The organism is Pseudomonas sp. GD03875, assembly GCF_029840585.1.
In the GTDB taxonomy this organism is placed as follows: domain Bacteria; phylum Pseudomonadota; class Gammaproteobacteria; order Pseudomonadales; family Pseudomonadaceae; genus Aquipseudomonas; species Aquipseudomonas paralcaligenes.
This window is the reverse complement of record NZ_JAOCCV010000004.1, coordinates 14,998-40,443: the sequence shown is the minus strand read 5'-3', so window position 1 is coordinate 40,443 and position 25,446 is coordinate 14,998. Positions and strand designations below refer to the sequence as shown.

Sequence of the window (25,446 nt, the reverse complement as noted above, 5' to 3'; positions counted from 1 at the left end):
AGACTGCTGCACTTTCCTGCAGCGAGAGCTGGCTCGATGCCGACCGTTTTCCCCGCCGATTCCGTAGGCCTGGTGACCCCGCAGGTCGCCCGCTTCAGCGAACCGCTGGCGCTGGTCTGCGGCCGCAGCCTGGCCGACTACCAGCTGGTCTACGAGACCTACGGCACCCTCAACGCCTCGGCCAGCAACGCCGTGCTGATCTGCCACGCGCTGTCCGGCCACCACCACGCCGCCGGCTTCCACAGCGTGGAAGACCGCAAGCCGGGCTGGTGGGACAGCTGCATCGGCCCGGGCAAGCCGATCGACACCGACCGCTTCTTCGTCGTCAGCCTGAACAACCTCGGCGGCTGCAACGGCTCCACCGGCCCCTCCAGCCTCAACTCGGCCAGCGGCAAGCCCTATGGCGCCGACTTCCCGGTGATGACGGTGGAGGACTGGGTGCACAGCCAGGCACGCCTGGCCGACCTGCTCGGCGTGCGCCAGTGGGCCGCGGTGATCGGCGGCAGCCTCGGCGGCATGCAGGCCCTGCAGTGGACCATCAGCCACCCGGAACGGGTCCGCCACTGCCTGGCCATCGCCTCGGCGCCCAAGCTCTCGGCGCAGAACATCGCCTTCAACGAGGTGGCGCGTCAGGCGATCCTGACCGACCCGGAGTTCCACGGCGGCCACTTCCAGGAGCAGGGCGTGGTGCCCAAGCGCGGCCTGATGCTGGCGCGCATGGTCGGCCACATCACCTACTTGTCCGATGATGCCATGGGCGAGAAATTCGGCCGCGAGCTGAAGACCGACAAGCTCAACTACGACTTCCACAGCGTCGAATTCCAGGTCGAGAGCTACCTGCGCTACCAGGGCGAGGAGTTCTCCGGGCGCTTCGACGCCAACACCTACCTGCTGATGACCAAGGCGCTCGATTACTTCGACCCGGCCGCCGCCCACGGCGGCGACCTGGCCGCCACCCTGGCCGCGGCCAAGGCGGACTTCTGCGTGATGTCCTTCACCACCGACTGGCGCTTCTCGCCGGCGCGCTCGCGGGAGATCGTCGACGCCCTGCTGGCGGCGAAGAAGAACGTCAGTTACCTGGAGATCGACGCACCGCAGGGCCACGACGCCTTCCTGATGCCGATCCCGCGCTACCTGCAGGCCTTCGGCGCCTACATGAAACGGATCGAGGTATGAGCATGCGCGCGGATCTGGAGATCATCCAGGAATGGATTCCGGCCGGCAGCCGGGTGCTCGACCTCGGCTGCGGCGACGGCGAACTGCTGGCCTGGCTGTACGCCAACAAGAACGTCAGCGGCTACGGCCTGGAGATCGACCCCGAGAAGATCGCCAAGTGCATCGCCGGCGGCGTCAACGTGATCGAGCAGAACCTCGACGAGGGCCTGGGCAACTTCGCCGACAACAGCTTCGACGTGGTGGTGATGACCCAGTCGCTGCAGGCCCTGCACTACCCGGACAAGGTCATGGCGGAAATGCTGCGGGTCGGCAAGACCTGCATCATCACCTTCCCCAACTTCGGCCACTGGCGCTGCCGCTGGTACCTGACCACCAAGGGCCGCATGCCGGTGTCCGAGTTCCTGCCCTACACCTGGTACAACACGCCGAACATCCACTTCTGCACCTTCGAGGACTTCGAGCGCCTGTGCCTGGAGCAGGGCGCCAGAGTGGAAGAACGCCTGGCCGTCGACCACGCCCACCGGCACAACCTGGGCAGCCGCCTATGGCCTAACCTGTTGGGTGAGATCGGCATCTATCGCGTCAGCGGGTCCGGCCTGGCCGATCACCGCGTAGCCGTCTAACCCGCCACGCTTCGGAGGACCACTCATGCGCCGTTTCGCATCCCTATTGTTCTGCCTGCTTCTCGCCCTGCCGGCCGTCGCCGAACGCAAACAGACCTTCGGCGAACTGGACGTGCACTACAGCGTGTTCAACTCCAGCTTCCTGCAGCCCGACATCGCCGCGGCCGCCGGCCTGACCCGCAGCAAGACCGTCGGCGTGCTCAACGTGGCCGCCCTGAAGGACGGCAAGGGCCAGCCCGCCCAGGTCAGCGGTACGCTGAAGAACCTGATGGGCCAGAGCACAGCGCTGGAGTTCCGCCAGGTGCTGGAAAGCGGCGCGGTGTACTACCTCGCCGAGTTCCCGCTGCGCCAGCGCGAGATGCTGACCTTCAGCATCGTCGTGCAGGTCGGCAGCGGCGCGCCGCACACCCTCACCTTCAACCAGGAAGTGTTCCCGGACGAATGACCATGCCCTTCACAGAACTGGTGCTGGCCAGCCACAACGCCGGCAAGCTCAAGGAACTCCAGGCCATGCTGGGCGAGCACGTTCGGGTGCGCTCGGTGGGCGAATTCTCCAGCATCGAGCCCGAGGAAACCGGCCTCTCCTTCGTCGAGAACGCCATCCTCAAGGCGCGCAACGCCGCCCGCGTGTCCGGCCTGCCGGCGCTGGCCGACGACTCCGGCCTGGCGGTGGACGCCCTCGGCGGCGCGCCGGGCATCTACTCGGCGCGCTACGCCGATGGCCAGGGCGACGCGGCCAACAACGCCAAGCTGCTGGAGGTTCTGAAGGACGTGCCGGACGCCGAGCGCGGCGCCCAGTTCGTCTGCGCCCTGGCCCTGGTGCGACACGCCGACGACCCGCTGCCGATCCTCTGCGAGGGCCTGTGGCACGGCCGCATCCTGCACCAGGCCCGTGGCGCCGAGGGCTTCGGCTACGACCCGCTGTTCTGGGTGCCGGAGCGCGAGTGCTCCAGCGCCGAGCTGGCCAGCGACGAGAAGAACCGCATCAGCCACCGCGCCCGCGCCATGGCCCTGCTCAAGCAGCGCCTGGGGCTATGAAAGCTGCAAGCCACAAGCCGCAAGCTTCAAGTAAAAGCGGCTTGCAGCTTGGGGCTTGCAGCTTCGAACTGCCGCCTCTGGCGGCCTACATTCATATCCCGTGGTGCGTGCGCAAATGCCCGTACTGCGACTTCAACTCCCACGCCGCCGGCCCCGAGCTGCCGGAAGAGGCCTACGTCGACGCCCTGCTGGCCGACCTCGACACCGACGCCGGGCACGTCCACGGCCGCCGGCTGACCTCGATCTTCTTCGGTGGCGGCACCCCTAGCCTGTTCTCCGCCCGCGCCCTCGGCCGGCTGCTGGAGGGCGTGGAGCGGCTCGTCGGCTTCGCCGACGACATCGAGATTACCCTAGAGGCCAACCCGGGCACCTTCGAGCAGGCCAAGTTCAGGGACTACCGCGCGCTCGGCATCAACCGCCTGTCGATCGGCGTGCAGAGCTTCCAGGGCGACAAACTCGTGGCTCTCGGCCGCATCCACGACGGCGACGAGGCCGTGCGCGCGGCGGACATGGCGCGCGCCGCCGGCTTCGACAACTTCAACCTGGACCTCATGCACGGCCTGCCCGGGCAGAGCGTCGAGGACGCCCTCTCCGACCTGCGCACCGCCATCGACCAGGCGCCCACGCACCTGTCCTGGTACCAGCTGACCATGGAGCCGAACACGGTGTTCTGGAGCCAGCCGCCCGAGCTGCCCGAAGACGACCTGCTGTGGGACATCCAGGAAGCCGGCCAGGCCCTGCTCGCCGCCGAGGGCTACGCGCAGTACGAGGTGTCCGCCTACGCTCAGGCTGGCCGCGCGGCGCGGCACAACCTCAACTACTGGACCTTCGGCGACTTCCTCGGCATCGGCGCCGGCGCCCACGCCAAGCTGAGCGCGCCGGACGGGCGCATCGTGCGCACCTGGAAGACCCGCCTGCCCAAGGACTACCTCGACCCGGCCAAGCCCTTCCAGGCTGGCGAGCGCGCGCTCGACGCCGAGGAACTGCCGTTCGAGTTCCTGATGAACGTGCTGCGCCTGACCGACGGCGTGCCGGCCGAGCTGTTCGAGCGGCGCACCGGCCTGCCCCTGGCCAGCCTCGCCACCGCGCGGCGCGAAGCCGAGACACGCAAGCTGCTGACCGCCGATCCCGCGCGCCTGGTCGCCACCCGCGAAGGCCAGCTGTTCCTCAACGATCTGCTCCAGCACTTCCTGCCCTGACAGCGGCGATGCCGATCCGGTAGTCTATGCGCCCAGCCCACCACCGCAGGCGCTCCGAGTGCTCGACCCGCGCAGCATCGTCTTCATCCTGGCGGCCCTCAGCCTGCTGATGGCCGTGGTGCTGTTCGCGATGCCCACGTCGATCCGCCAGCGCCTCGGCGGCGCGCGCCACTGGAGCCTGGCGATGCTGGTGCTGGCCGGCGGCTCGGCGCTGTTCGGCCTGCGCGACATCGTCCCGGACCTGCTGTCGGTGACGGTGGCCAACGCCGCCAGCCTGGCCTCGGTGGCGATGATCTACTCCGGCGGCCGCGCCTTCTTCGGCCTGGCGCCACGCAACGGCCTGCTGGCCGCCACGGTGGTCGTCGCCTGCCTGGTGATGGTCGTCTGCACCTATGTGCAGGACCTGTTCTCGGTGCGCGTCGTTGTCTTCTCGCTGGTCTCCGGCGGCTTGCTGTTCCTGTTCGGCCTCGACACCTCGCGGCGGCGCCCGCGCCACCCCGGCAGCGCGCGCTTCCCCTACCTGTTCACCTCGATCACGGTGTTCTTCGACGTGCTGGTGTCCGGCCTGCGCATCGTCAACGCGGTGCTCGCCCCGCACACCGGCAGCGAGAACTTCTTCGCCCCCACACCGATCAACGTGCTGTATTTCTCCACCCACAGCCTGCTGGCGATCTGCATCTCGGTCGGCTTCATCCTGATGCTCAACGAGCGTCTGCACGCGATGCTCGAGCACCAGCTCAGCCACGACGCGCTGACCAACGCCTACACCCGCACCATCGTCATCGAGATGGCCGAGCGCGCCCTGGCCGGCGGCCGCCGCCCGGTCTCCCTGCTGCTGCTCGACGTCGACCACTTCAAGCACGTCAACGACACCCTGGGCCACCAGACCGGCGACGCGGTGCTGCAGCACATCGTCGCCACCCTCGGCACCGCCCTGCGCCCGGACGAGCCGCTGGGCCGCTACGGCGGCGAGGAATTCATCCTGCTGCTGCGCGACGCCAGCGCCGAACAGGCCATAGTGGTGGCCGAGCGCCTGCGCCAGCGGGTCGCCGATACACCATTCACCCGCGCTGGCGAGGCCCGCAGCATCACCCTGAGCATCGGCTGCGCCACCGCCGCGCCGGGCGAGACCCTGGAACAGCTGCTGCAGCGCGCCGACGCCGCGCTGTACCGGGCCAAGCGCGCCGGGCGCAACCAGGTGCAGCAGGGCTGACCCCTTCGACCGACACGAGGACTCCAGATGGACCTGCTACTCGACCTGATCGCCACCCTGTCCCGCTGGTGCCGCGGGCACCTGTACGAGATCGCCCTGGCGATCATGGCCACCCTGCTGGTGCTGTTCGGCCCGGCCATCAACGCCTGGGTGCAGCGCTCCATCGGCGGCCTCAACTTCATCCTGCGCACGCTGATCTTCGTGCTGGTCTGCGCCGTCGGCTACGGCCTGGCGATGGTCTTCCTGACCCCCTGGCTGGCCAAGGGCCTGGGCTACTTCAACAACTACACCCTGTCGCCGGTCCTGCTGCTGGTGTTCTTCCTGATCGGCGTCCTGGCCGACCGCAACTGACCGTTTCCCCGGACCGGGCGGCACCGCGACGGAGCCGTCCAAAGCATCCGACGAACGGTACAACCCGGCGCAAGCGCCCACCCCGTTTGCTGACCACGCGGTCAATCCATCAGCCCGCCGCAGAGCGGGCGCCGCTCCCTCGCGCGGCGAAACTTGCACCCAGCAGAACCTCGTCTAACGTAAACCCCCACCACGCCTAATCGACGAGCGGAACCACCTTGGCGGCGAGTCTCCTCGCCCCACGCCAGGCCACTCGGATCAATCGGGAGCCCGCAGGGAAAGCCTGGAAAAATGGATAGCTCGCTATTGATCGAGGTCAATATCACCCCCCTCAATGGCGCGCTAAATAAGACATAACTTCTCTCCGGATTGGAGGTGTTCGATGTCCTCTTCAGCGCAGAAACTTCGATTGGGGGCGCTCATCGCCCTGGTGGTGGGTTCGATGGTCGGCGGCGGCATCTTCTCGCTGCCGCAGAACATCGCGGCCAGCGCCAGCGCCGGTGCGACGCTGATCGGCTGGCTGATCACCGGCGTGGGCATGCTGACCCTCGCCTTCGTGTTCCAGACCCTGGCCAACCGCAAGCCCGCGCTGGACGGCGGGGTCTACGCCTACGCCAAGGCGGGCTTCGGCGACTACATGGGCTTCTCCTCGGCCTGGGGCTACTGGATCAGCGCCTGGATCGGCAACGTCAGCTACATGGTCCTGCTGTTCTCCACCCTCGGCTACTTCTTCCCGGTGTTCGGCGAGGGCAACACCCTGCCGGCGGTGATCTGCGCCTCGGTGCTGCTCTGGCTGCTGCACTTCCTGGTGCTGCGCGGCATCAAGGAAGCGGCCTTCATCAACACCGTCACCACCATCGCCAAGATGGTGCCGCTGGCGCTGTTCATCGTGATCGCCGCCATCGCCTTCAAGATGGACGTGTTCACCACCGACTTCTGGGGCAACGGCAACACCGAGCTGGGCAGCGTGATGGACCAGGTGCGCAACATGATGCTGGTCACCGTGTGGGTGTTCATCGGCATCGAGGGCGCCAGCATCTTCTCCGCCCGCGCCGAGAAGCGCAGCGACGTCGGCAAGGCCACGGTGATCGGCTTCGTCGGTGTGCTCCTGCTGCTGGTGCTGGTCAACGTGCTGTCCCAGGGCATCCTGACCCAGGCCGAGCTGTCGGGCCTGAAGAACCCGTCCATGGCCGGCGTGCTGGAACACGTGGTCGGCCCCTGGGGCGCGCAGCTGATCTCCATCGGCCTGATCGTCTCGCTGGCCGGGGCCCTGCTGTCCTGGACCCTGCTCTGCGCCGAGATCCTGTTCGCCAGCGCCCGCGACCACACCATGCCGGAGTTCCTGCGCAAGGAGAACGTCAACCACGTCCCGGCCAACGCGCTGTGGCTGTCCAACGGGCTGATCCAGCTGTTCCTGGTCATCACCCTGTTCAACAGCTCCACCTACCTCAGCCTGCTGTACCTGGCCACCTCGATGATCCTGGTGCCCTACTTCTGGTCCAGCGCCTACGCGGTGCTCCTGGCCTTCCGTGGCGAGACCTACGAGAACGCCGCCGGCGAGCGCAACAAGGACCTGCTGATCGCCGCCATCTCCACCCTGTACGCGGTCTGGCTGGTGTACGCCGCCGGCATCCAGTACCTGCTGCTCTCCGCCCTGCTCTACGCCCCTGGCGTCATCCTCTTCGCCAAGGCCAAGCGCGAGCTGGGTCAACCCATCTTCACCGGTGTCGAGAAGCTGATCTTCGCCGCCGTCCTGATCGGTGCCGCCATCGCCGCCTACGGCCTCTATGACGGTTTCCTCAGTCTGTAAGAGAAGGAGTTCGATATGTCCAAGAAAGCCCTCGGCGTCCATTCCGAAGCCGGCAAGCTGCACAAGGTGATGGTCTGTTCGCCCGGCCTCGCCCACCTGCGCCTGACCCCCGCCAACTGCGACGAACTGCTGTTCGACGACGTGATCTGGGTCAGCCAGGCCAAGCGCGACCACTTCGACTTCATGACCAAGATGCGCGAACGCGGCATCGAGGTGCTGGAGATGCACAACCTGCTGGAGGAGACCGTCCAGAACAAGGACGCGCTGGCCTGGATCCTCGACCGCAAGATCACCCCCAACAGCGTCGGCCTCGGCCTGCAGAACGAAGTGCGCTCCTTCATCGAGGGGCTGGAGCCACGCCGCATCGCCGAATACCTGATCGGCGGCGTGTCCGGCGCCGACCTGGCCAAGCACAAGGGCTCGGACGTGGCGAAGATGTTCAACGCCTACCTGGGCGAGTCCAGCTTCATCTTCCCGCCGCTGCCCAACACCCAGTTCACCCGCGACACCACCTGCTGGATCTACGGCGGCGTCACCCTCAACCCGATGTACTGGCCGGCGCGACGCCAGGAGACCCTGCTCGCCAGCGCGATCTACAAGTTCCACCCGGACTTCGCCAACGCCGACTTCCAGATCTGGTACGGCGACCCCGACGTCGACCACGGCGCGGCGACCCTGGAGGGCGGCGACGTGATGCCGATCGGCAACGGCACCGTGCTGATCGGCATGGGCGAGCGTAGCTCGCACCAGGCCATCGGCCAGGTGGCCCAGGCTCTGTTCGCCAAGGGCGCCGCGGAGAGAGTCGTGGTAGCCGGCCTCGGCAGGTCGCGCGCCGCCATGCACCTGGACACCGTGTTCAGCTTCTGCGACCGCGACCTGGTGACCATCTTCCCCGAAGTGGCCAACTCCATCGTGCCGTTCGTGCTGCGCCCCGACGAGAGCAAGCCCGGCGGCATCGACGTGCGCCGCGAGGACAAGTCGTTCCTCGACGTGGTCGCCGAATCCCTCAACCTCAAGCAACTGCGCGTGGTGGAGACCGGCGGCGACAGCTACGAGGCCGAGCGCGAACAGTGGGACGACGGCAACAACGTGGTCTGCCTGGAGCCCGGCGTGGTCATCGGCTACGACCGCAACACCTACACCAACACCCTGCTGCGCAAGGCCGGCGTCGAGGTCATCACCATCAGCGCCAGCGAACTGGGCCGCGGCCGCGGCGGCGGCCACTGCATGACCTGCCCGATCGTCCGCGACCCCATCGACTACTAAACGCCAAACCACCCGGCGGCCCACCCGCCGCCGGGCGGTGGTTTCCCACACCCACAAGGAGCAAGAACCATGGCTTTCAACATGCACAACCGCAACCTGCTCAGCCTGATGCACCACAGCACCCGCGAGTTGCGCTACCTGCTGGACCTCTCCCGCGACCTCAAGCGCGCCAAGTACACCGGCACCGAACAGCAGCACCTGCAACGCAAGAACATCGCGCTGATCTTCGAGAAGACCTCCACCCGCACCCGCTGTGCCTTCGAGGTGGCCGCCTACGACCAGGGCGCCAACGTCACCTACATCGACCCGAATTCCTCGCAGATCGGCCACAAGGAAAGCATGAAGGACACCGCCCGGGTGCTCGGCCGCATGTACGACGCCATCGAGTACCGCGGCTTCAAGCAGGAGATCGTCGAAGACCTGGCCCAGTACGCCGGCGTGCCGGTGTTCAACGGCCTCACCGACGAATACCACCCGACCCAGATGCTGGCCGACGTGCTGACCATGCGCGAGCACAGCGACAAGCCGCTGCACGACATCAGCTACGCCTACCTGGGCGACGCCCGCAACAACATGGGCAACTCGCTGCTGCTGATCGGCGCCAAGCTCGGCATGGACGTGCGCATCGCCGCGCCCAAGGCCCTATGGCCGACCGACGAACACGTCGCCGCGTGCCAGAAGTTCGCCGAAGAGAGCGGCGCACGCATCACCCTCACCGAAGACCCGAAGGAAGCGGTCAAGGGCGTCGACTTCGTCCACACCGACGTCTGGGTGTCCATGGGCGAACCGGTGGAAGCCTGGGGCGAACGCATCCAGCAACTGCTGCCGTACCAGGTCAACGCCGAACTGATGAAGGCCGCCGGCAACCCGCGGGTCAAGTTCATGCACTGCCTGCCGGCGTTCCACAACAGCGAGACCAAGGTCGGCAAGCAGATCGCCGAGCAGTACCCGAACCTGAAGAACGGCATCGAAGTCACCGAGGACGTGTTCGAGTCGCCCTGGTGCATCGCCTTCGAACAGGCGGAGAACCGCATGCACACCATCAAGGCGATCCTGGTCTCGACCCTGGCCGACATCTGACAGGCGTGCACGGACAATCCCCTCTCCCTCCGGGAGAGGGTCAGGGTGAGGGCGTCGCAGGCCACTCGGTGCTGCCGAACAGTCCCTCGCCCCCGTCCCCTCTCCCAGAGGGAGAGGGAAAACGAACAAGGAGAAGCAAATGCGACTAGTCATCGCCTTGGGCGGCAACGCCCTGCTGCGGCGTGGCGAGGCCATGACCGCGGACAACCAGCGCGAGAACGTGCGCATCGCCTGCGAGCAGATCGCCAAGGTGGCGCCGGGCAACGAACTGGTGATCGCCCACGGCAACGGCCCCCAGGTCGGCCTGCTGGCCCTGCAGGGCAACGCCTACGACCCGGCCAACCCCTACCCGCTCGACGTGCTCGGCGCCGAGACCGAAGGCATGATCGGCTACATGATCGAACAGGAGCTGGGCAACCTGCTGCCGTTCGAAGTGCCCTTCGCCACCATCCTCACCCAGGTCGAGGTGGACGGCGGCGACCCGGCCTTCCGCAACCCGACCAAGCCCATCGGCCCGGTCTACGCCAAGGAAGAGGCCGAGCGCCTGGCCGCCGAGAAGGGCTGGAGCATCGCCCCGGACGGCGACAAGTTCCGCCGCGTGGTGGCCAGCCCGAGGCCGCAGCGCATCTTCGAGATCCGCCCGATCAAGTGGCTGCTGGAAAAAGGCACGGTAGTGGTCTGCGCCGGCGGCGGCGGCATCCCCACCATGTATGACGGCCAGAAGCTGCGCGGCGTGGAGGCGGTGATCGACAAGGACCTGTGCTCGGCCCTGCTGGCCGAACAGCTGTCCAGCGACCTGCTGGTGATCGCCACCGACGTGGACGCGGCCTACATCGACTGGGGCAAGCCGACCCAGAAGGCCATCGCCCAGGCCCACCCGGACGAACTGGAACGCCTCGGCTTCGCCGCCGGCTCCATGGGGCCCAAGGTGCAGGCCGCCTGCGAGTTCGCCCGCAACACCGGGCAGGTCGCGGTGATCGGCTCGCTGGGCAACATCGAAGCCATCGTCCAGGGCACCTCCGGCACCCGCATCAGCACCGCCGAACCCGGCCTCAGCTACCGCTGAAACGACGGGCGTGCAGCCCCGTTTCCCCACCACCGCGCAGGCAGGTCGTGACCTGACAGTCACGACCTGCGTCATCCTGACATCCCGATTCATTTTGAGTCGCCACCGGTAATCACCGCCTGGCCGGACCGGCCATTGCCAACGACAACGCCTGCCGGGGCGATCGAAGGAGTTTTGCGTGATGTCTCGTCTTCCCGTCATCGTCGGCTTCGGCGGCTATAACGCCGCGGGCAGAAGCTCGTTCCACCATGGCTTCCGCCGCATCGTCCAGGAATCCCTGGACGCCACCACCCGCCAGGAGACCCTGGCCGGCCTGGCCGTGATGATGAAGCGGGTGCAGGTGGTCGACGGCCGCTTCCAGAGCCTCGACGGCCAGCCCCTGACCCCGGCCGAGATCGAGGCGCGGCATGGCGCCGAAATCCTCGCCGGCACCCTGGTACGGCGCATCGAGAAGCGCCACCTGGACGTGGACGCGGTGCACTGGCAGAAGAACCTCGCCGTCGCCGGTGCCCAGTTCACCACCCTGCGCAAGCAACTGCCCGAGCCACTGCCGGCCAGCTGGCAGGTAGAAGACGTGGGCGACCAGCAGGTGCGCGTGACCCTGGCGGAGAGCTGCGAATTCAAGGTCGACAGCTACCGCGCCCTGCCGGTGAAATCCGCCGGCCAGCTGCCTTCCGGCTTCGAGCCGGGCGAGCTGTACCACTCCCACTTCCACCCGCGCGGCTTGCAACTGGCGGTGACCGGCGCCACCGATGCCCTGCGCTCCACCGGCCTGGACTGGCGCACCATCCAGGACCACGTGCAGCCGGACGAAGTGGCGGTGTTCGCCGGCAGCATCATGAGCCAACTCGACGAATACGGCTTCGGCGGTATGCTGCAGTCGCGCCTCAAGGGCGGCCGGGTCACCGCCAAGCAGTGCCCGCTGGGCCTCAACAGCATGCCGGCCGACTTCATCAACGCCTACGTGCTGGGCAGCGTCGGCACCACCGGCAGCGTCACCGGCGCCTGCGCCACCTTCCTCTACAACCTGCAGAAGGCCATCGAACAGATCGCCAGCGGCCAGGCCCGGGTGGCCCTGGTCGGCAACGCCGAGGCGCCGGTCACCGCCGAGATCATCGACGGCTACGGCGCCATGGGCGCCCTGGCCACCGAGGACGGCCTGCGCCGGATCGAGGGCCGGGACGAGGTCGACTTCCAGCGCGCCAGCCGGCCGTTCGGCGACAACTGCGGCTTCACCCTCTCCGAGTCCTGCCAGTTCCTGGTGCTGATGGACGACGCTCTGGCCCTGGAGCTGGGCGCCGACATCCACGGCGCGGTGCCGGACGTGTTCATCAACGCCGACGGCTTCAAGAAATCCATCTCCGCCCCCGGCCCGGGCAACTACCTGACCCTGGCCAAGGCCGTGGCCAGCGCCGCCCAGCTGGTGGGCATGGACGGCGTGCGCCAGCGCAGCTTCGTCCACGCCCACGGCTCCAGCACCCCGGCCAACCGGGTCACCGAATCCGAACTGCTGGACCGGGTCGCCGCCGCCTTCGGCATCGAGCAATGGCCGATCACCGCGGTGAAGGCCTTCCTCGGCCACTCCCTGGCCACCGCCAGCGGCGACCAGGTGATCGCCGCCCTCGGCACCTTCCGCCACGGCCTGCTGCCGGGCCTGAAGACCATCGACAAGGTGGCCGACGACGTGCACCGCGAGCACCTGAGACTGGAGACCCACGACCGCCAGGCCGACATGGAAGTCTGCTTCGTCAACTCCAAGGGCTTCGGCGGCAACAACGCCACCGGCGTTGTGCTGGCGCCGCAGGTGGCCGAACGCATGCTGCGCAAGCGCCACGGCGAAGCCGCCTTCGCCGCCTGGCAGGCCAGGCGCGAAACCACCCGCGCCGCCGCCGAGGCGTACGACCAGCAGGCGCTGCGCGGGCAGTACGACATTCTCTACAACTTCGGCCGCGACCTGATCGACGACCAGCAGCTGCGGTTCAGCGCCGAGGGCATCCAGGTGCCGGGCTTCGCCCAGCCGCTGCTGTACAGGAAGGACGAGCGCTACAGCGACATGCTGTAAGCGGGCTGTAGGGTGCGCCATGCGCACCAGCAAGTCCGTGCGAGCCCCCGGTGCGCACGGCGCACCCTACGCGGCGGCCTCAGCGGTGCAGCACGTACTGCCCGTTGAAACGCACCGCCTTGGCGTCGCCGACGAGGATGCGGCTGTGCAGCCTGATCCGCGCCATGCCGCGGCGCCGGTACAAGGCCAGGAATTTCTCCCACTCGACCAGTGGCGGTGCCGCGCAGGCCGCCACGGCATCGCTCAGGACCGGCTCGGCATAGTCGATCTGGCCCTGCTGGATGACAATATGGCCATCGGTGATCCCCGCCTCGCGCAGGCTCAGGTGCAGCCAGCCCCAGCCGGCCAGCACCGCACCGCACCGCACCGCACCGCACCGCACCGCAGTACAGGCTGCCACCGAACATGCTGCTCTTGTGGTTGAGGTTGGCCGCCAGCGGCAGGCCCAGGCGCAGCTCGCCCTCGCGCCAGCCCAGCACACCCAGGCCGAGGGCCTGGGTCAGCGGGATATCCTGGTGCAGCAGCTGCTCCAGGTAGGCGCGATCATCATTCATATTCTGAGTCGGTGCAGGGGCTCGCGAGCTAGAGCCTGGCGAGGCAAAAGTGGGTGAGGAAGCGGAGTTTACTTGTAGTAAATGAGCATGACTCGCTCCGCTCACCCTTCGGGCCGCGCTAAAGCGCGTTAGCAGCAAGCTGCTTGCCGAACCCACTTTTAACACAGCCAGGCCGACGCGCAGCAGCCCCTGCGCGGACTCAGTCCAGCGCGCGGGCCAACTGGATCAGCTCGGCGCGCCATTCGGCGGCCTGGGGCAGGCCGAGGAAGGACGGGTTGAGGTAGCTCTCGCGCGCCTCGTAGGTCAGCGCCTCGCCCTTGAGGTCGAGCACTTCGCCGCCGGCGCCTTCCAGCACGCCCTGGGCCGCGGCGGTGTCCCACTGCGAAGTGGGCGCCAGGCGCGGATAGCAGTCGGCGTTGCCCTCGGCCAGCAGGCAGAACTTCAGTGAGCTGCCGATGTTGGCCAGCTGCAGATCGCCGAAGCGCTCGCTCAGGCCGGCCAGCAGGCGTTCCTGGGCAGGGCTGGAGTGGCGCTTGCTGGCCACCAGGGTGAAGGCCTCGGCCGGCGCCAGGCGCACGGCGATGGCCTCGGGCTCGCCGTCCGGCGCCTGACGCCAGGCACCCAGGCCGGCGCCGCCGAAGTAGCAGCGGCCATTGGCCGGCACGCCGACCACGCCGAACACCACGCGGCCGCGTTCGATCAGGGCGACGTTGACGGTGAATTCCTCGCTGCCGGAGATGAACTCCTTGGTGCCGTCCAGCGGGTCCACCAGCCACCAGCGCTGCCACTCGGCACGCTCGGCGAAGGGGATGCCGGCATCCTCCTCGGACAGCACCGGCACGTCCGGCGCCAGCTGGCGCAGGCCGGCGGCGAGGATTTCATGGGCGGCCAGGTCGGCGGCGGTAACGGGCGAGGCGTCGGCCTTCTCGATCACCGCCACGTCGTTGCGCCAGTGCGGCAGGGTGGCCTGGCCGGCGCGTTGCACCAGGGCGATCACCGCGGGCAGATAGGGATGGCTCACGGCTTGAATTCTCCACGTTGGGTCAGCAGGTCGCGGACCAGATAGAGGGCGGCCAGGGCGCGGCCTTCGGTGAACTGCGGATGGCGGATCAGATCGCTGAGTTCACGCAGGCTGACCTTGTCCACCCGCATCGGCTCGGGCTCATCGCCCGGCAGGCGCTCTTCGTAGAGACCGCGGGCCAGCACCACCTGGATCTTCTGGCTCATGTAGCCGGGCGACAGGCTCAGCTCGGCGAGCAGCTCCAGGCGCTCGGCACCGAAGCCGGCCTCCTCCTTGAGTTCACGGTCGGCGGCCACCAGCACGTCCTCGCCGGGCTCGATCAGCCCCTTGGGCAGCGACAGCTGGTAGTCATCGGTGCCGGCGCAGTACTCCTCGACCAGCACGGCGTGCTCGGCGTCGAGCAGCGCCACCACCATCACCGCGCCGTAGCCCGAGCCCTTGCCCACCAGCCGCTCGTAGGTGCGCTCGACGCCATTGGCGAAGCGCAGCTGCAGCTCTTCGACGCGGAACAGGCGGCTGCTGGCGACGATCTCGCGGGCCAGCACCTGGGGTTTCTCACGCATCATTCGCTCCTTGATTCGAACGGGTATCATACCCCGCTCCCCCGGAATGTCCGTGCGGGATATTCGCTCTCCGTCTGTTTCCGGACTTTGCCATGCCTCAGCTGCCCTGGGCCTACATCGATACCGTCCTGCTCGACATGGACGGCACCCTGCTCGACCTGCACTTCGACAACCACTTCTGGCTGGAACATCTGCCGCTGCGCTACGCCGAACTGCACGGCATCACCCGCGAGGCGGCCGACGCCGAGCTGCTGCCGCTGTTCCGCAGCCACGCCGGCACCCTGCCCTGGTACTGCACGGACTTCTGGAGCCGCGAGCTGAACCTGTCGGTGCGCGACCTCAAGCGCGAGGTGGCCCACCTGATCGCCCTGCGCCCGGACGCCGACCTGTTCCTCAGCGCCCTGCGCGACGCCGGCAAGCGCGTGGTGCTGATCACCAACGCGCACCGCGACTCGCTGTCGCTGAAGCTGGAGAAGGTCGAGCTGGCGCCCTATTTCGACCGCCTGATCAGCTCCCACGACTACGGCTTCCCCAAGGAAGACCAACAGTTCTGGTTCGCCCTGCAGCAGGACTTCCCCTTCGAGCCGGCGCGCAGCCTGTTCATCGACGACAGCCTGCCGATCCTGCGCGCCGCCGGACGCTACGGCGTCGCCCACCTGCTGGCGGTGCGCCAGCCCGACAGCCGCGGCCAGGCCCGGGACACCGAGGAATTCGCCGCGGTCGAGGACTACCGCCAGCTCGGCGCCCAGCTGTCGCTGACGGCCTGAACGCCGGACACGAAAAGGCCCGCCGAGGCGGGCCTTGATCGGGCGCGGGACCAGTGAACGTCAGATACCCTCGCGACGCAGCGCGGCGGCGTTGAAGTCGTTCTTCTTCAACTGTACGTCGAAGTTGTACATCGGCTCGTTGTTGTCCAGGCCATCGACGAAGTAGCGACCGCCCTTGAAGTCGTAGATGGTCTCCAGGGTGCTGAGGAACATCGGCACGTCGTAGTAGTTGATCGGATGCGCCTCCTGCAGACCGACCAGCTCGCCGTTCTTGTCGTACAGGTCGACGGCGAGGATCTGCCAGCTGTCCTCGTCGATGTAGAAGCGGCGCTCGGCGTAGGGATGGCTGTGGCCCTTGCGCAGCTTGGCGTCGACCACCCACACGCGGTGCAGCTCATGGCGCAGCAGCTCGGGATTGACGTGTTTCTTCTGCAGGATCTTCTCGTAGGCGATGCCTTTCTGGTGCACGGCGTAGCTGTTGTAGGGCACCAGCATTTCGCGCTTGCCCTCCAGCGTCCAGTCGTAGCGATCCGGCGCGCCGTTGTAGGCGTCCACCACGTCGGCGGTGGCCATGCCGCTGGTATCCGGCTGCATCGCCTCGTAGGCCAGCATCGGCAGGCGGCGCACCCGGCGCTCGCCCCGGCTGAAGCGCCAGGCCTTGCGGATCGCCAGCACCTGGTCGAGGGTCTCCTGCACCACCAGGGCGGAGCCGGCCAGCTTGCTCGGCGCGGTGACCACGTACTTGTAGTAGAACAGGGTGTTGTCCAGGTCGGCCGGGGTCATGCCCTCGCGTCCATAGACGAACATCAGGTCGCGCTCGCGCTTGACCAGGGTGTAGTCACCACTCGCCAGCACGGCGGCATGGTTGGTGGTCATGCGGGTCTGCTCGCCGCGGTAGCGGGTGATGTGGTTCCAGATCGCTTCCTGGCCGTTCTGCGGGATCGGGAAGGGAATCCCCGCCGCGGCGCCCTCGATGCCGTTGCCGCCGGCGATCAGCGAGGCGTTGGTGGCGTTGGAGCGGGTAGCGTCGTAGATGCGCTCCGGCACGGCGGCGCTGCGACGGCTCGGGAACACCCGCAGGTAGTAGTCGGGGCTGCGCTCCAGCAGCTTCTGGTAGCCGGGCGTCAGCAGCGCCTTGTACTGGGCCAGGTTGTTCTTGTCGACGCGATACAGCTCGGCATCGGCGGCGAAGGGGTCCGGATGGTGCATGCCGGACTGGTAGCTGGCCGGCGGCTTGACTCCGCCCTCCCACGACGGAATGGTGCCGGCCGCGTTGCCGGCGCGCTCCCCCCCCAGGGGCGTCAGGTCTTGCCCGAGACGAGCGGCCTGGGCAGCATCGACACGCGCATGGGCCGGCAGGGCGAAAGCCACTGCCATAGACAGGACTGCAATAGTTCTCAGCACAGCGTTCTCCTCGCGACGCGCTCAGGCGTCGCTGCTCTTATACGTACGACCAGTGTAGGTCGCGCTCGCAGATTGCCGTTGGGTGAGGTGGCCATCCTGGCGCCGGGTGGTCCCGGTCGTATCGGCTCCGCGTCCGGCGGAGCCCTGAATGCTTATTCGCAGCGCTGGAACTTGAGATCCCAGACTCCGTGGCCGAGGCGCTCTCCACGCTTCTCGAACTTGGTCACCGGGCGCTCGCTGGGGCGCTCCACGTAACCGGAAGCGCCCGCCAGATTATGGTAGCCCGGTGCCAGCGACATTACCTCCAGCATATGCTCCGCGTATGCCTGCCAATCGGTGGCCATGTGCAGGATGCCGCCGACCTTGAGCTTGCGTCGCACCAGTTCGGCGAAGGCCGGCTGGACGATGCGCCGCTTGTGGTGGCGGGCCTTGTGCCAGGGGTCGGGGAAGAACAGCAGCACGCGGTCGAGGCTGGCGTCGGCCACGCAGTCGCGCAGCACTTCCAGGGCATCGCAGCTGTACACGCGGATGTTGCTCAGGTCCTGAGTCAGCATGCCGTTGAGCAGGGCGCCGACGCCCGGCTTGTGCACTTCCACGCCGATGAAATCCTGCTCCGGCGCGGCGGCGGCCATCTCCAGGGTGGCGTGGCCCATGCCGAAGCCGATCTCGAAGGTGCGCGGCGCGCTGCGGCCGAACACCTGGTCGAAATCGCGCGGGCCGTCGGCCAGCTCCAGGCCGAACTTCGGCCAGCCCTGGTCCAGACCGCGCTGCTGGCCCTCGGTCATGCGCCCGGAACGCATGACGAAACTCTTGATGCCGCGCAGCGGGCGTTCGGCGGCGCCTTCGCCCGCCGACTCGATGATGTCGCTCATGGAATGCTCTTGGAACCTGTTCAGAATCTCTGTCGCATGCGGGAAAACATGCCGTGGGAGCGGCCTTGGCCGCGAAGCTTTTACGGTGCCCTCTCGGTTCGCGGCCAAGGCCGCTCCTACAACTGCGCCTAAGCTCTCGCGAGTGTTTGAACAGGCTCCTACTTGATCAGGCCATCCAGCGGCGACGACGCGCTGGCATAGAGCTTCTTCGGCATGCGTCCGGCCAGGTAGGCCATGCGCCCGGCGATGATCGCGTGCTTCATGGCCGCGCCCATCAGCACCGGGTCCTGGGCATGGGCGATGGCGCTGTTCATCAGCACCGCCTCGCAGCCCAGCTCCATGGCGATGGTGGCGTCGGAGGCGGTGCCCACGCCGGCGTCGACCAGCACCGGCACTGTCGCCTCTTCGAGGATGATGCGCAGGTTGTACGGGTTACAGATGCCCAGCCCGGTGCCGATCAGGCCGGCCAGCGGCATCACCGCGATGCAGCCCATCTCGGCCAGCTGGCGGGCGATGATCGGGTCGTCGCTGGTGTACACCATCACGTCGAAGCCTTCCTTGACCAGCACTTCGGCGGCCTTGAGGGTCTCGATCACGTTGGGGAACAGGGTCTTCTGATCGGCCAGCACTTCCAGCTTGACCAGCGCGCGGCCGTCCAGCAGTTCGCGGGCCAGGCGGCAGGTGCGCACCGCTTCCTCGGCGTTGAAGCAGCCGGCGGTGTTGGGGAGGATGGTGTACTTGTCCGGCGAGATCACATCCAGCAGGTTCGGCTCGCCCGGGTTCTGCCCGATGTTGGTCCGGCGCACGGCCACGGTGACGATCTCGGCACCGCTGGCCTCGATGGCCAGGCGGGTCTCCTCGAGGTCCTTGTACTTGCCGGTGCCCACCAGCAGGCGCGACTCGTAGGTGCGGCCGGCCAGGGTGAAGGGCTTGTCGATGATGGCGCTCATGGCAGTTCCTCGGGCGACTAGCCGCCGCCGATGGCGTGGACGACTTCCAGCTGGTCGCCGTCGTGCAGGACGGTCGTACCGTGCTGGCTGCGCGGCACGATGTCCAGGTTGAGCTCGACCGCCACGCGCTTGCCGGTTGCGTCCAGGCGCACGAGCAGGTCGGCGACGGTGGCGCCGGCGGGCAGCTCGAAGGGTTGGCCGTTCAACTGGATGTGCATGGCTGGGCGGTCAGATCATGAAAGGGTCGGCATTCTAGCTCTATCGGCGGCACTGACCAAGGCATGTGCGTCCGATACCCGGGCAACCGGGCCAGCAGCCGCTCTGCCCCGCCATCCCCGCGAAGGCGGGGACCTAGCGAGGCAGTCCTATGGATTCCCGCCTGCGCGGGAATGACGGGTTTTCCTGATACCTCGTCCATAAGTCCGCCGGGCTGCGCCGTTCCGTCAGGCCCGCCCGGAGCGCAGCGCCGCCAGCCCCAGGCACAGCCAGCCGGCGAGGAAACACACGCCGCCCAGCGGAGTGATCATGCCGAGCTTGCCCAGGCCGCTGAGCGTCAGCAGGTAGAGGCTGCCGGAAAACAGCAGGATGCCGGCGACGAACAGGCTGCCGGCGGCCGTCACCAGACGCCCGGGGAGGCGGTCGGCGAGCAGCGCCACGCCGAACAGGGCCAGGGCGTGGAACAGTTGGTACTGCACGCCGGTCTGGAACACCGCCAGGTACTCCGTGCTCAGCTGGCCCTTGAGGCCGTGGGCGGCGAAGGCGCCCAGCGCCACGCCGGAAAAGCCGGCCAGGGCCGCCAGCGCCAGAAAGACTCGTAACATGATCCCACTCCCGGACAGACTCGATGCGGCCGCTATAATGGCCCGCTCTCCCTGATCGGGCCAAGCCATGCTGCGCAACCTGTTTCGCCGCCTGACCAAACTGCTGCTGTGGTTCGTCGCCGGTTCGCTGCTGGTGGTACTGGCGCTGCGCTGGATCGACCCGCCCGGCACGGCGCTGATGGCCGAACGCAAGGTCCAGTCGTGGCTCGACGGCCAGCCGATCGACCTGCAGCGCAGCTGGCGGCCGTGGCGGGAGCTGCCGGACGACCTGAAGATCGCGGTGATCGCCGCCGAGGACCAGAAGTTCGCCGAGCACTGGGGCTTCGACGTCGCCGCCATCCGCCAGGCCATGGCCCACAACGCGGGCGGCGGCAACCTGCGCGGCGCCAGCACCATCAGCCAGCAGGTGGCCAAGAACCTGTTCCTCTGGTCCGGCCGCAGCTGGCCGCGCAAGGCGCTGGAAGCCTGGTTCACCGGGCTGATCGAGCTGCTCTGGCCGAAGCAGCGCATCCTCGAGGTCTACCTCAACAGCGTGGAATGGAGCGACGGGGTGTTCGGCGCCGAGGCCGCCGCGCGCCACCACTTCAAGATCGGCGCGCCCTACCTGTCGGCCCAGCAGGCCAGCCTGCTGGCCGCCGTGCTGCCCAACCCGCGCGGCTGGAGCGCCAGCCGGCCCAACACCCACGTGCAACGCCGGGCCAACTGGATTCGCCGGCAGAGCCAGCAGCTGGGCGGCAGCCACTACCTCAACCAGCTGGCGCAAAAGCCGATGGCAGTGCCGCAGTGGTGGCCGGAGTGGCTGCCGAAACCCTGATCAGTGGCTGAGCAGGCGCCGGGGCACCACGCGCAGCAGCTGCAGGTGGTCATTCTCGAGGTGGGCGGTCAGGCCCAGCTGCGGATAGACCCAGGCCTCGCCTTCCGGCAGTTGCAGGCGCAGGCGCGGCGCACCCAGGCTGGCGCTCAGGTTCTCCGCGGAGACGGCAGTGGCCTGCCGCGGGCGCAGGTTGAGCGCCTCGATGGGACGCTCGGCCAGTTGCTCGCGCATGGCTTCCGACTGGGGCTGTTCCGGGTCGCCGGGCTTGGTGCCGCTGGCCTGGGCCAGGCTGTCGCGCTGGGCCTGGCTGAGCGCCAACTCGGCTTCCAGCATCCAGTTGCCCTCGCCCAGCGCCGGCTCGTCGCGCAGCAGCAGGCGCGGGCCGTCCAGGCTCGGCTGCAGCCACAACTCGGCCTCCGGCAGGCGCGCCGCGAGTTGGCCCAGGTTCAGGCGATCCTCGGCCAGCGGCTGCAGCACCTCGACCTGCCAGGCGCCCAGCCAGGGCAGCGGCGCGGCCTTTTCCTCACGCGGCATCAGCAGCCAGTAACCGAGCAGGCAACTGGCCAGCGCCACGACGGTGAACAACAGGGCGGGCGGACGACGGGTCAAGGCGATCTCCGGGCAGAAAAAAGCCGCACCTGGGTGCGGCTTTCGGTGGGGTGCGGGTCGGTCAGGCCTGAATGGAGCCTTTCAACTTGTTCATCGCGTTCTTCTCCAGCTGGCGGATTCGCTCGGCGGAGACGTTGTACTTGGCGGCCAGGTCGTGCAGGGTCGCCTTCTCCTCGGCCAGCCAGCGCTGGTTGAGGATGTCGCGGCTGCGCTCGTCCAGGCCTTCCAGCGCCTCGTGCAGGCTGGCGCTGGAACTGTCGCTCCAGTCGGCGTCCTCGAGCTGCAGGGCCGGATCGTAGCGATGGTCTTCCAGATAGTGGGCCGGGGACTGGTAGGCGCTGTCGTCATCGGCGTCGGCCGCCGGGTCGAAGGCCATGTCCTGGCCGGACAGGCGGCTCTCCATCTCGCGCACTTCACGCGGCTCCACGCCCAGGCTCTCGGCCACGGCGTGCACTTCATCGTTGCTCAGCCAGGCCAGGCGCTTCTTCTGGCTGCGCAGGTTGAAGAACAGCTTGCGCTGGGCCTTGGTGGTGGCGACCTTGACGATGCGCCAGTTGCGCAGGATGAATTCGTGGATCTCCGCCTTGATCCAGTGCACGGCGAAGGACACCAGGCGCACGCCCATCTCCGGGTTGAAGCGCTTGACGGCCTTCATCAGGCCGACGTTGCCTTCCTGGATCAGGTCGGCCTGGGCCAGGCCGTAGCCGGCGTAGCTGCGGGCGATATGGACGACGAAGCGCAGGTGGGCCAGCACCATCTGGCGCGCGGCTTCCAGGTCCTGCTGGTAGTAGAGACTCTCGGCCAGCTCGCGCTCCTGCTCGACGGAGAGCAGCGGGATGCTGTTCACCGCATGCACGTAGGCCTCCAGGTTGGCGCCTGGGACTAGGGCATGGACAGGTTGCAGGGAATTGGTCATCAAAAACCTCCGGTATTACGGGATCGGCGCAGTCTAGCACCGTCGATCCTCTGACGGGCAACCCGCGGGAAAGTTCCCATACAGATAGCCATGGATCGATAGGAAAACGAAACTGTTACCGTGGCGCAAGCTCGCTCAGGTGCCGCGCCACGGCCAGCCAGGCGCCAATATAGCCGAGCAGAACCGCCCCTAGAAGCAGCGACAGACCATCGGCCGCCGGCACGCCGCCCAGGGCGAAATCGCTGCCGTAGAGCCCGGCCAGGCGCACCACCGCGTCGTTCAGCCAGTCCAGGCCGAAGGCGAGCAGGCCCCAGGCCAGCAGGCCGGCACCCAGGCCGTAGAATGCCCCCATATAAAGGAAGGGACGGCGCACGTAGCCGTCGGTGCCACCGACCAGCTTGATCACCTCGATCTCGCTGCGGCGGTTCTCGATGTGCAGGCGGATGGTGTTGCCGATCACCAGCAGCAGGGCCATCACCAGCAGCAGGGTCAGGCCGAAGACGAAGCGGTCGCCCAGGCCGAGGATGGCGGTCAGCCGTTCGACCCACTGCAGGTCGAGCTGGGCCTGGTCGACGCCGGGCAACTCGGCCAGGCGCTGGCGTAGTGCGTCCAGGGCGGCCTTGTCGATCTCTTCCGGGGTCACCACCACCACGGCGGGCAGCGGGTTTTCCGGCAGCTCGCGCAGCGCCTGGCCGAGGCCGGACTGCTCCTCGAAGGCGGCCAGGCCGGCCTCGCTGCCAATGAACTCGGCCTCGGCCACGTTGGGCATCGCCGCGATCTCGTCGCGCAGCTGCAGGCCCGCGTCGTCGCCGGCCTCCTGCTTGAGGTAGAGGGAAATCTGCGCGGCCTTCTGCCAGGAGCCGCCGAGCCGCTCGACGTTGTCCAGCAGCAGGGCCAGGCCCATGGGCAGGGACAGCGCCACGGCCATCACCAGGCAGGTGAAGAAGCTGCTGATCGGCTGGCGCACCAGCCGGCCGAGGCTGTCCACCAGGCTGGCGCGGTGGCTCTCGACCCAGGCGGCGAACAGGGTGGAGAAGTCCGGCCCCTGCTTGATCGGCTTGTCGGCCTTGGACTGCACCGAGCCGACCCGCTCGGCAGCCTTGATGTTGCGCTGGTTGTCGCTCATCAGCCGGCCTCCCCGTCGCCGATCAGTCGGCCGCGTTGCAGGGTGAGCATGCGGTGGCGCATGCGTGCGATCAGCGCCAGGTCGTGGCTGGCGATCAGCACCGTGGTGCCGAGGCGGTTGATGTCCTCGAACACGCCCATGATCTCGGCGGCCAGGCGCGGGTCGAGGTTGCCGGTGGGTTCGTCCGCCAGCAGCAGGGCCGGGCGGTGGACCACGGCGCGGGCGATGCCGACGCGCTGCTGCTGGCCGGTGGACAGGTCGGCCGGGAACTGCTCGGCCTTGTCCGACAGGGACACGCGCTCCAGCGCCGCGCCGACCCGCTTGGCGATGTCCGGCTTGGACAGGCCGAGGATCTGCAGCGGCAGGGCGACGTTGTCGAACACGCTGCGGTCGAACAGCAGCTGGTGGTTCTGGAACACCACGCCGATCTGCCGGCGCAGGAAGGGAATCTGCGCGGTGGTGATCTGCGACAGGTCCTGGCCCGCCAGCAGCAGCTTGCCGGTGGTCGGCCGCTCCATCGCCAGCAGCAGGCGCAGCAGGGTGGACTTGCCGGCGCCGGAGTGGCCAGTGACGAAGAGGAACTCGCCCCGGCGCACGCGGAAACTCAGTTCGTGCAACCCGACATGGCCATTGGGATACCGCTTGCCGACCTGCTCGAATCGAATCATCCCCGCTCCTTCTCGGCAAACAGTGCCTGAACGAAATCGTCGGCGACGAAGGTGCGCAGATCGTCGATGCCTTCGCCGACGCCGATGTAGCGGATCGGCAGGCCGAACTGCTTGGCCAGGGCGAAGATCACCCCGCCCTTGGCGGTGCCGTCCAGCTTGGTCAGGGCCAGCCCGGTGAGGGCCACGGCCTGGTTGAACTGCTTGGTCTGGTTGATCGCGTTCTGCCCGGTGCCGGCGTCCAGCACCAGCAGCACCTCGTGGGGCGCGGTCTCGTCCAGCTTGCCAATGACCCGACGGACCTTCTTCAGTTCCTCCATCAGGTTGTCCTTGGTGTGCAGGCGGCCGGCGGTGTCGGCGATCAACACGTCGACGCCACGGGCCTTGGCGGCCTGCACCGCATCGAAGATCACCGAGGCGGAGTCGGCGCCGGTGTGTTGGGCGATCACCGCGATATTGTTGCGCTCGCCCCACACCTGCAGCTGCTCGACGGCGGCGGCACGGAAGGTGTCGCCAGCGGCGAGCATGACCTTCTTGCCCTCGCCCTGCAGCTTCTTGGCCAGCTTGCCGATGGTGGTGGTCTTGCCGACGCCGTTCACGCCGACCACCAGGATCACGTAGGGCTGTTTCTCGGCGCCGATCGCCAGCGGCTGCTCGACCGGCTTGAGCAGGGCGCCCAGCTCTTCCTGCAGGGCCTTGTACAGCGCGCCGCTGTCGGCCAGTTCCTTGCGCGCCACGCGCTTGGTCAGGCTGCCGATGATGGCGCCGGTGGCCTCGACGCCGACGTCGGCCATCAGCAGGCGGGTTTCCAGTTCTTCGAGCAGGTCGTCGTCGATGGCCTTCTTGCCGAGGAACAGGCTGGCCATGCCCTCGCCCAGGCTGGCGCTGGTCTTCGACAGGCTCTGCTTGAGGCGGGCGAACCAGCCGCCCTGGTTGTCGCCGGGCTTGCTCTGCTCGACCTGGACCGGGGCAACCTCGGCCACCGGCTGCGGCTCCGGCGGAGCCTCGACCGGCGCGGGCTGCTCGTGCACCGGGTGGGTGACTTCGCTGCCGGCGTTGATGCGGAAGCGGGAGAAGGCCGGACGCGGCTCCTCGGCCGCCGGCACCGCCTCGACCACCGGCAGGTGCTCGACCGGCGGCTGCACCACCACCGGGGCCGGCTCGGCGGCGGCTTCGGGCACGGGCGCAGGCGGCTCGACGGCGGCAGCGGGCTCGACAGCGGCGGGAATCTCGACGGGCGCCTCGGCCGGCGCGGGCGCGGCAGGCGACTCGGCCAGTGGCACCGGGCTCGCGGGGACCTCGGGTGCAGGCTGCGGGGCCTCGGCTACCGGGGCCGGCTTGGCCGCGGGCTCGGGCTGCGCTGGCGGGGGTGTTTCCTGGGCGTCCTGCGGTTTCTTGCGCAGCCAGCCGAACAGGGATTTCTTCTCGCCGGGCTGCTCCGGCGATGGCTTGTCGTCTTGGGAACCAAACATGGGTCGCT

The 25,446-nt window shown here is 68.0% G+C and carries 26 protein-coding genes and 1 pseudogene; 14 read left to right on the top strand and 13 right to left on the bottom strand.

What is annotated here, in order from left to right; translation table 11 throughout:
- Positions 1-36 precede the first annotated feature (36 nt).
- The 12 genes from N5D30_RS04505 (at position 37) to N5D30_RS04450 (ending at position 12,884) form a co-directional block, all read left to right on the top strand.
- Positions 37-1,176: a homoserine O-acetyltransferase gene (locus N5D30_RS04505; protein ID WP_279907857.1), complete on the top strand. Its 1,140-nt coding sequence runs from the start codon at positions 37-39 to the stop codon at positions 1,174-1,176.
- A gap of 2 nt (positions 1,177-1,178) precedes the next feature.
- Entirely contained in the window at positions 1,179-1,799 is a 621-nt protein-coding gene (gene metW, locus N5D30_RS04500) for a methionine biosynthesis protein MetW (RefSeq protein WP_279904656.1), read from the top strand.
- Between the two features lie 25 nt (positions 1,800-1,824).
- The gene (locus N5D30_RS04495) at positions 1,825-2,244 is read left to right on the top strand and encodes a DUF4426 domain-containing protein (RefSeq protein ID WP_279907856.1); all 420 of its coding nucleotides are present in this window, start codon (positions 1,825-1,827) and stop codon (positions 2,242-2,244) included.
- A 2-nt stretch (positions 2,245-2,246) separates the two neighbouring features.
- Entirely contained in the window at positions 2,247-2,837 is a 591-nt protein-coding gene (gene rdgB / locus N5D30_RS04490) for an RdgB/HAM1 family non-canonical purine NTP pyrophosphatase (RefSeq protein ID WP_279907855.1), read from the top strand.
- Positions 2,834-4,036: a radical SAM family heme chaperone HemW gene (gene hemW / locus N5D30_RS04485; protein ID WP_279907854.1), complete on the top strand. Its 1,203-nt coding sequence runs from the start codon at positions 2,834-2,836 to the stop codon at positions 4,034-4,036. The genes rdgB and hemW overlap by 4 nt, the downstream gene beginning before the upstream one ends.
- Positions 4,037-4,094: 58 nt before the next feature.
- On the top strand, positions 4,095-5,249 hold the full coding sequence (locus N5D30_RS04480) for a GGDEF domain-containing protein (RefSeq protein WP_279907853.1): 1,155 nt from the start codon (positions 4,095-4,097) through the stop codon (positions 5,247-5,249).
- 27 nt (positions 5,250-5,276) lie between these two features.
- The gene (locus N5D30_RS04475; RefSeq protein ID WP_220812416.1) at positions 5,277-5,600 is read left to right on the top strand and encodes a DUF3392 domain-containing protein; all 324 of its coding nucleotides are present in this window, start codon (positions 5,277-5,279) and stop codon (positions 5,598-5,600) included.
- 382 nt (positions 5,601-5,982) lie between these two features.
- Positions 5,983-7,410 (top strand): arginine-ornithine antiporter, encoded by a 1,428-nt coding sequence (gene arcD, locus N5D30_RS04470; RefSeq protein ID WP_279904643.1) that lies wholly within the window; start codon positions 5,983-5,985, stop codon positions 7,408-7,410.
- Positions 7,411-7,425: 15 nt separating this feature from the next.
- Positions 7,426-8,676 carry an arginine deiminase gene (arcA, locus tag N5D30_RS04465; RefSeq protein ID WP_279907851.1) on the top strand — a complete coding sequence of 417 codons (1,251 nt, stop codon included), beginning with the start codon at positions 7,426-7,428 and terminating at the stop codon, positions 8,674-8,676.
- A gap of 69 nt (positions 8,677-8,745) precedes the next feature.
- A complete protein-coding gene (locus N5D30_RS04460) occupies positions 8,746-9,756 on the top strand; it encodes an ornithine carbamoyltransferase (protein WP_279907850.1) in 1,011 nt (336 codons plus the stop codon).
- Between the two features lie 139 nt (positions 9,757-9,895).
- Entirely contained in the window at positions 9,896-10,822 is a 927-nt protein-coding gene (gene arcC, locus N5D30_RS04455) for a carbamate kinase (protein ID WP_220812420.1), read from the top strand.
- Positions 10,823-11,003: 181 nt separating this feature from the next.
- Positions 11,004-12,884, top strand: a complete 1,881-nt coding sequence (locus tag N5D30_RS04450; protein WP_279907849.1) for a beta-ketoacyl synthase — start codon at positions 11,004-11,006, stop codon at positions 12,882-12,884.
- A gap of 79 nt (positions 12,885-12,963) precedes the next feature.
- Here the strand turns inward: N5D30_RS04450 and N5D30_RS04445 are convergent.
- The 3 genes and pseudogenes from N5D30_RS04445 to nudE all read right to left on the bottom strand — a co-directional run bounded on the left by N5D30_RS04445 (position 12,964) and on the right by nudE (position 15,022).
- Positions 12,964-13,438 (bottom strand): annotated as a pseudogene (locus N5D30_RS04445) (YiiD C-terminal domain-containing protein).
- Between the two features lie 199 nt (positions 13,439-13,637).
- A complete protein-coding gene (gene cysQ, locus N5D30_RS04440; protein ID WP_220812423.1) occupies positions 13,638-14,459 on the bottom strand; it encodes a 3'(2'),5'-bisphosphate nucleotidase CysQ in 822 nt (273 codons plus the stop codon).
- Entirely contained in the window at positions 14,456-15,022 is a 567-nt protein-coding gene (nudE, locus tag N5D30_RS04435) for an ADP compounds hydrolase NudE (RefSeq protein ID WP_220812424.1), read from the bottom strand. The genes cysQ and nudE overlap by 4 nt, the downstream gene beginning before the upstream one ends.
- Positions 15,023-15,114: 92 nt before the next feature.
- Here nudE and yrfG point away from each other — a divergent pair, with 92 nt between their 5' ends.
- The gene (yrfG, locus tag N5D30_RS04430) at positions 15,115-15,789 is read left to right on the top strand and encodes a GMP/IMP nucleotidase (RefSeq protein ID WP_279907848.1); all 675 of its coding nucleotides are present in this window, start codon (positions 15,115-15,117) and stop codon (positions 15,787-15,789) included.
- A 60-nt stretch (positions 15,790-15,849) separates the two neighbouring features.
- Here yrfG and N5D30_RS04425 read toward each other — a convergent pair whose 3' ends face one another.
- The 5 genes from N5D30_RS04425 to N5D30_RS04405 all read right to left on the bottom strand — a co-directional run bounded on the left by N5D30_RS04425 (position 15,850) and on the right by N5D30_RS04405 (position 19,836).
- Entirely contained in the window at positions 15,850-17,166 is a 1,317-nt protein-coding gene (locus N5D30_RS04425) for a DUF1329 domain-containing protein (protein ID WP_220812426.1), read from the bottom strand.
- A 179-nt stretch (positions 17,167-17,345) separates the two neighbouring features.
- Positions 17,346-18,017: a tRNA (guanosine(46)-N7)-methyltransferase TrmB gene (trmB, locus tag N5D30_RS04420; RefSeq protein ID WP_279908066.1), complete on the bottom strand. Its 672-nt coding sequence runs from the start codon at positions 18,015-18,017 to the stop codon at positions 17,346-17,348.
- 206 nt (positions 18,018-18,223) lie between these two features.
- On the bottom strand, positions 18,224-19,015 hold the full coding sequence (locus tag N5D30_RS04415; RefSeq protein WP_279907847.1) for a thiazole synthase: 792 nt from the start codon (positions 19,013-19,015) through the stop codon (positions 18,224-18,226).
- A 17-nt stretch (positions 19,016-19,032) separates the two neighbouring features.
- Positions 19,033-19,233, bottom strand: coding sequence for a sulfur carrier protein ThiS (gene thiS / locus N5D30_RS04410; protein ID WP_220812428.1), 201 nt, complete (start codon positions 19,231-19,233; stop codon positions 19,033-19,035).
- Positions 19,234-19,458: 225 nt separating this feature from the next.
- Positions 19,459-19,836, bottom strand: a complete 378-nt coding sequence (locus tag N5D30_RS04405) for a DUF423 domain-containing protein (protein ID WP_279907846.1) — start codon at positions 19,834-19,836, stop codon at positions 19,459-19,461.
- A 67-nt stretch (positions 19,837-19,903) separates the two neighbouring features.
- On the opposite strand from N5D30_RS04405, the gene mtgA reads away from it, so the two are divergent.
- Positions 19,904-20,650: a monofunctional biosynthetic peptidoglycan transglycosylase gene (gene mtgA / locus N5D30_RS04400; protein ID WP_279907845.1), complete on the top strand. Its 747-nt coding sequence runs from the start codon at positions 19,904-19,906 to the stop codon at positions 20,648-20,650.
- Here mtgA and N5D30_RS04395 read toward each other — a convergent pair whose 3' ends face one another.
- The 5 genes from N5D30_RS04395 to ftsY all read right to left on the bottom strand — a co-directional run bounded on the left by N5D30_RS04395 (position 20,651) and on the right by ftsY (position 25,438).
- Entirely contained in the window at positions 20,651-21,259 is a 609-nt protein-coding gene (locus N5D30_RS04395) for a hypothetical protein (RefSeq protein ID WP_279907844.1), read from the bottom strand.
- Positions 21,260-21,320: 61 nt separating this feature from the next.
- Positions 21,321-22,175 carry an RNA polymerase sigma factor RpoH gene (gene rpoH, locus N5D30_RS04390; protein ID WP_220812432.1) on the bottom strand — a complete coding sequence of 285 codons (855 nt, stop codon included), beginning with the start codon at positions 22,173-22,175 and terminating at the stop codon, positions 21,321-21,323.
- 115 nt (positions 22,176-22,290) lie between these two features.
- Entirely contained in the window at positions 22,291-23,301 is a 1,011-nt protein-coding gene (gene ftsX, locus N5D30_RS04385; RefSeq protein ID WP_279907843.1) for a permease-like cell division protein FtsX, read from the bottom strand.
- On the bottom strand, positions 23,301-23,969 hold the full coding sequence (ftsE, locus tag N5D30_RS04380) for a cell division ATP-binding protein FtsE (protein WP_220812434.1): 669 nt from the start codon (positions 23,967-23,969) through the stop codon (positions 23,301-23,303). Before ftsE ends, ftsX begins: the two co-directional genes overlap by 1 nt.
- The gene (gene ftsY / locus N5D30_RS04375) at positions 23,966-25,438 is read right to left on the bottom strand and encodes a signal recognition particle-docking protein FtsY (RefSeq protein ID WP_279907842.1); all 1,473 of its coding nucleotides are present in this window, start codon (positions 25,436-25,438) and stop codon (positions 23,966-23,968) included. Before ftsY ends, ftsE begins: the two co-directional genes overlap by 4 nt.
- Between the last annotated feature and the right edge of the window lie 8 nt (positions 25,439-25,446).

Coding starts and splice junctions, on each gene's coding strand:
- N5D30_RS04505 (WP_279907857.1), top strand. CDS start 37: ATGCCGACCGTTTTCCCCGCCGATTCCGTAGGCCTGGTGACCCCGCAG.
- metW (WP_279904656.1), top strand. CDS start 1,179: ATGCGCGCGGATCTGGAGATCATCCAGGAATGGATTCCGGCCGGCAGC.
- N5D30_RS04495 (WP_279907856.1), top strand. CDS start 1,825: ATGCGCCGTTTCGCATCCCTATTGTTCTGCCTGCTTCTCGCCCTGCCG.
- rdgB (WP_279907855.1), top strand. CDS start 2,247: ATGCCCTTCACAGAACTGGTGCTGGCCAGCCACAACGCCGGCAAGCTC.
- hemW (WP_279907854.1), top strand. CDS start 2,834: ATGAAAGCTGCAAGCCACAAGCCGCAAGCTTCAAGTAAAAGCGGCTTG.
- N5D30_RS04475 (WP_220812416.1), top strand. CDS start 5,277: ATGGACCTGCTACTCGACCTGATCGCCACCCTGTCCCGCTGGTGCCGC.
- arcD (WP_279904643.1), top strand. CDS start 5,983: ATGTCCTCTTCAGCGCAGAAACTTCGATTGGGGGCGCTCATCGCCCTG.
- arcA (WP_279907851.1), top strand. CDS start 7,426: ATGTCCAAGAAAGCCCTCGGCGTCCATTCCGAAGCCGGCAAGCTGCAC.
- N5D30_RS04460 (WP_279907850.1), top strand. CDS start 8,746: ATGGCTTTCAACATGCACAACCGCAACCTGCTCAGCCTGATGCACCAC.
- arcC (WP_220812420.1), top strand. CDS start 9,896: ATGCGACTAGTCATCGCCTTGGGCGGCAACGCCCTGCTGCGGCGTGGC.
- N5D30_RS04450 (WP_279907849.1), top strand. CDS start 11,004: ATGTCTCGTCTTCCCGTCATCGTCGGCTTCGGCGGCTATAACGCCGCG.
- nudE (WP_220812424.1), bottom strand. CDS start 15,022: ATGCGTGAGAAACCCCAGGTGCTGGCCCGCGAGATCGTCGCCAGCAGC.
- yrfG (WP_279907848.1), top strand. CDS start 15,115: ATGCCTCAGCTGCCCTGGGCCTACATCGATACCGTCCTGCTCGACATG.
- N5D30_RS04425 (WP_220812426.1), bottom strand. CDS start 17,166: ATGGCAGTGGCTTTCGCCCTGCCGGCCCATGCGCGTGTCGATGCTGCC.
- N5D30_RS04415 (WP_279907847.1), bottom strand. CDS start 19,015: ATGAGCGCCATCATCGACAAGCCCTTCACCCTGGCCGGCCGCACCTAC.
- thiS (WP_220812428.1), bottom strand. CDS start 19,233: ATGCACATCCAGTTGAACGGCCAACCCTTCGAGCTGCCCGCCGGCGCC.
- N5D30_RS04405 (WP_279907846.1), bottom strand. CDS start 19,836: ATGTTACGAGTCTTTCTGGCGCTGGCGGCCCTGGCCGGCTTTTCCGGC.
- mtgA (WP_279907845.1), top strand. CDS start 19,904: ATGCTGCGCAACCTGTTTCGCCGCCTGACCAAACTGCTGCTGTGGTTC.
- rpoH (WP_220812432.1), bottom strand. CDS start 22,175: ATGACCAATTCCCTGCAACCTGTCCATGCCCTAGTCCCAGGCGCCAAC.
- ftsX (WP_279907843.1), bottom strand. CDS start 23,301: ATGAGCGACAACCAGCGCAACATCAAGGCTGCCGAGCGGGTCGGCTCG.
- ftsE (WP_220812434.1), bottom strand. CDS start 23,969: ATGATTCGATTCGAGCAGGTCGGCAAGCGGTATCCCAATGGCCATGTC.
- ftsY (WP_279907842.1), bottom strand. CDS start 25,438: ATGTTTGGTTCCCAAGACGACAAGCCATCGCCGGAGCAGCCCGGCGAG.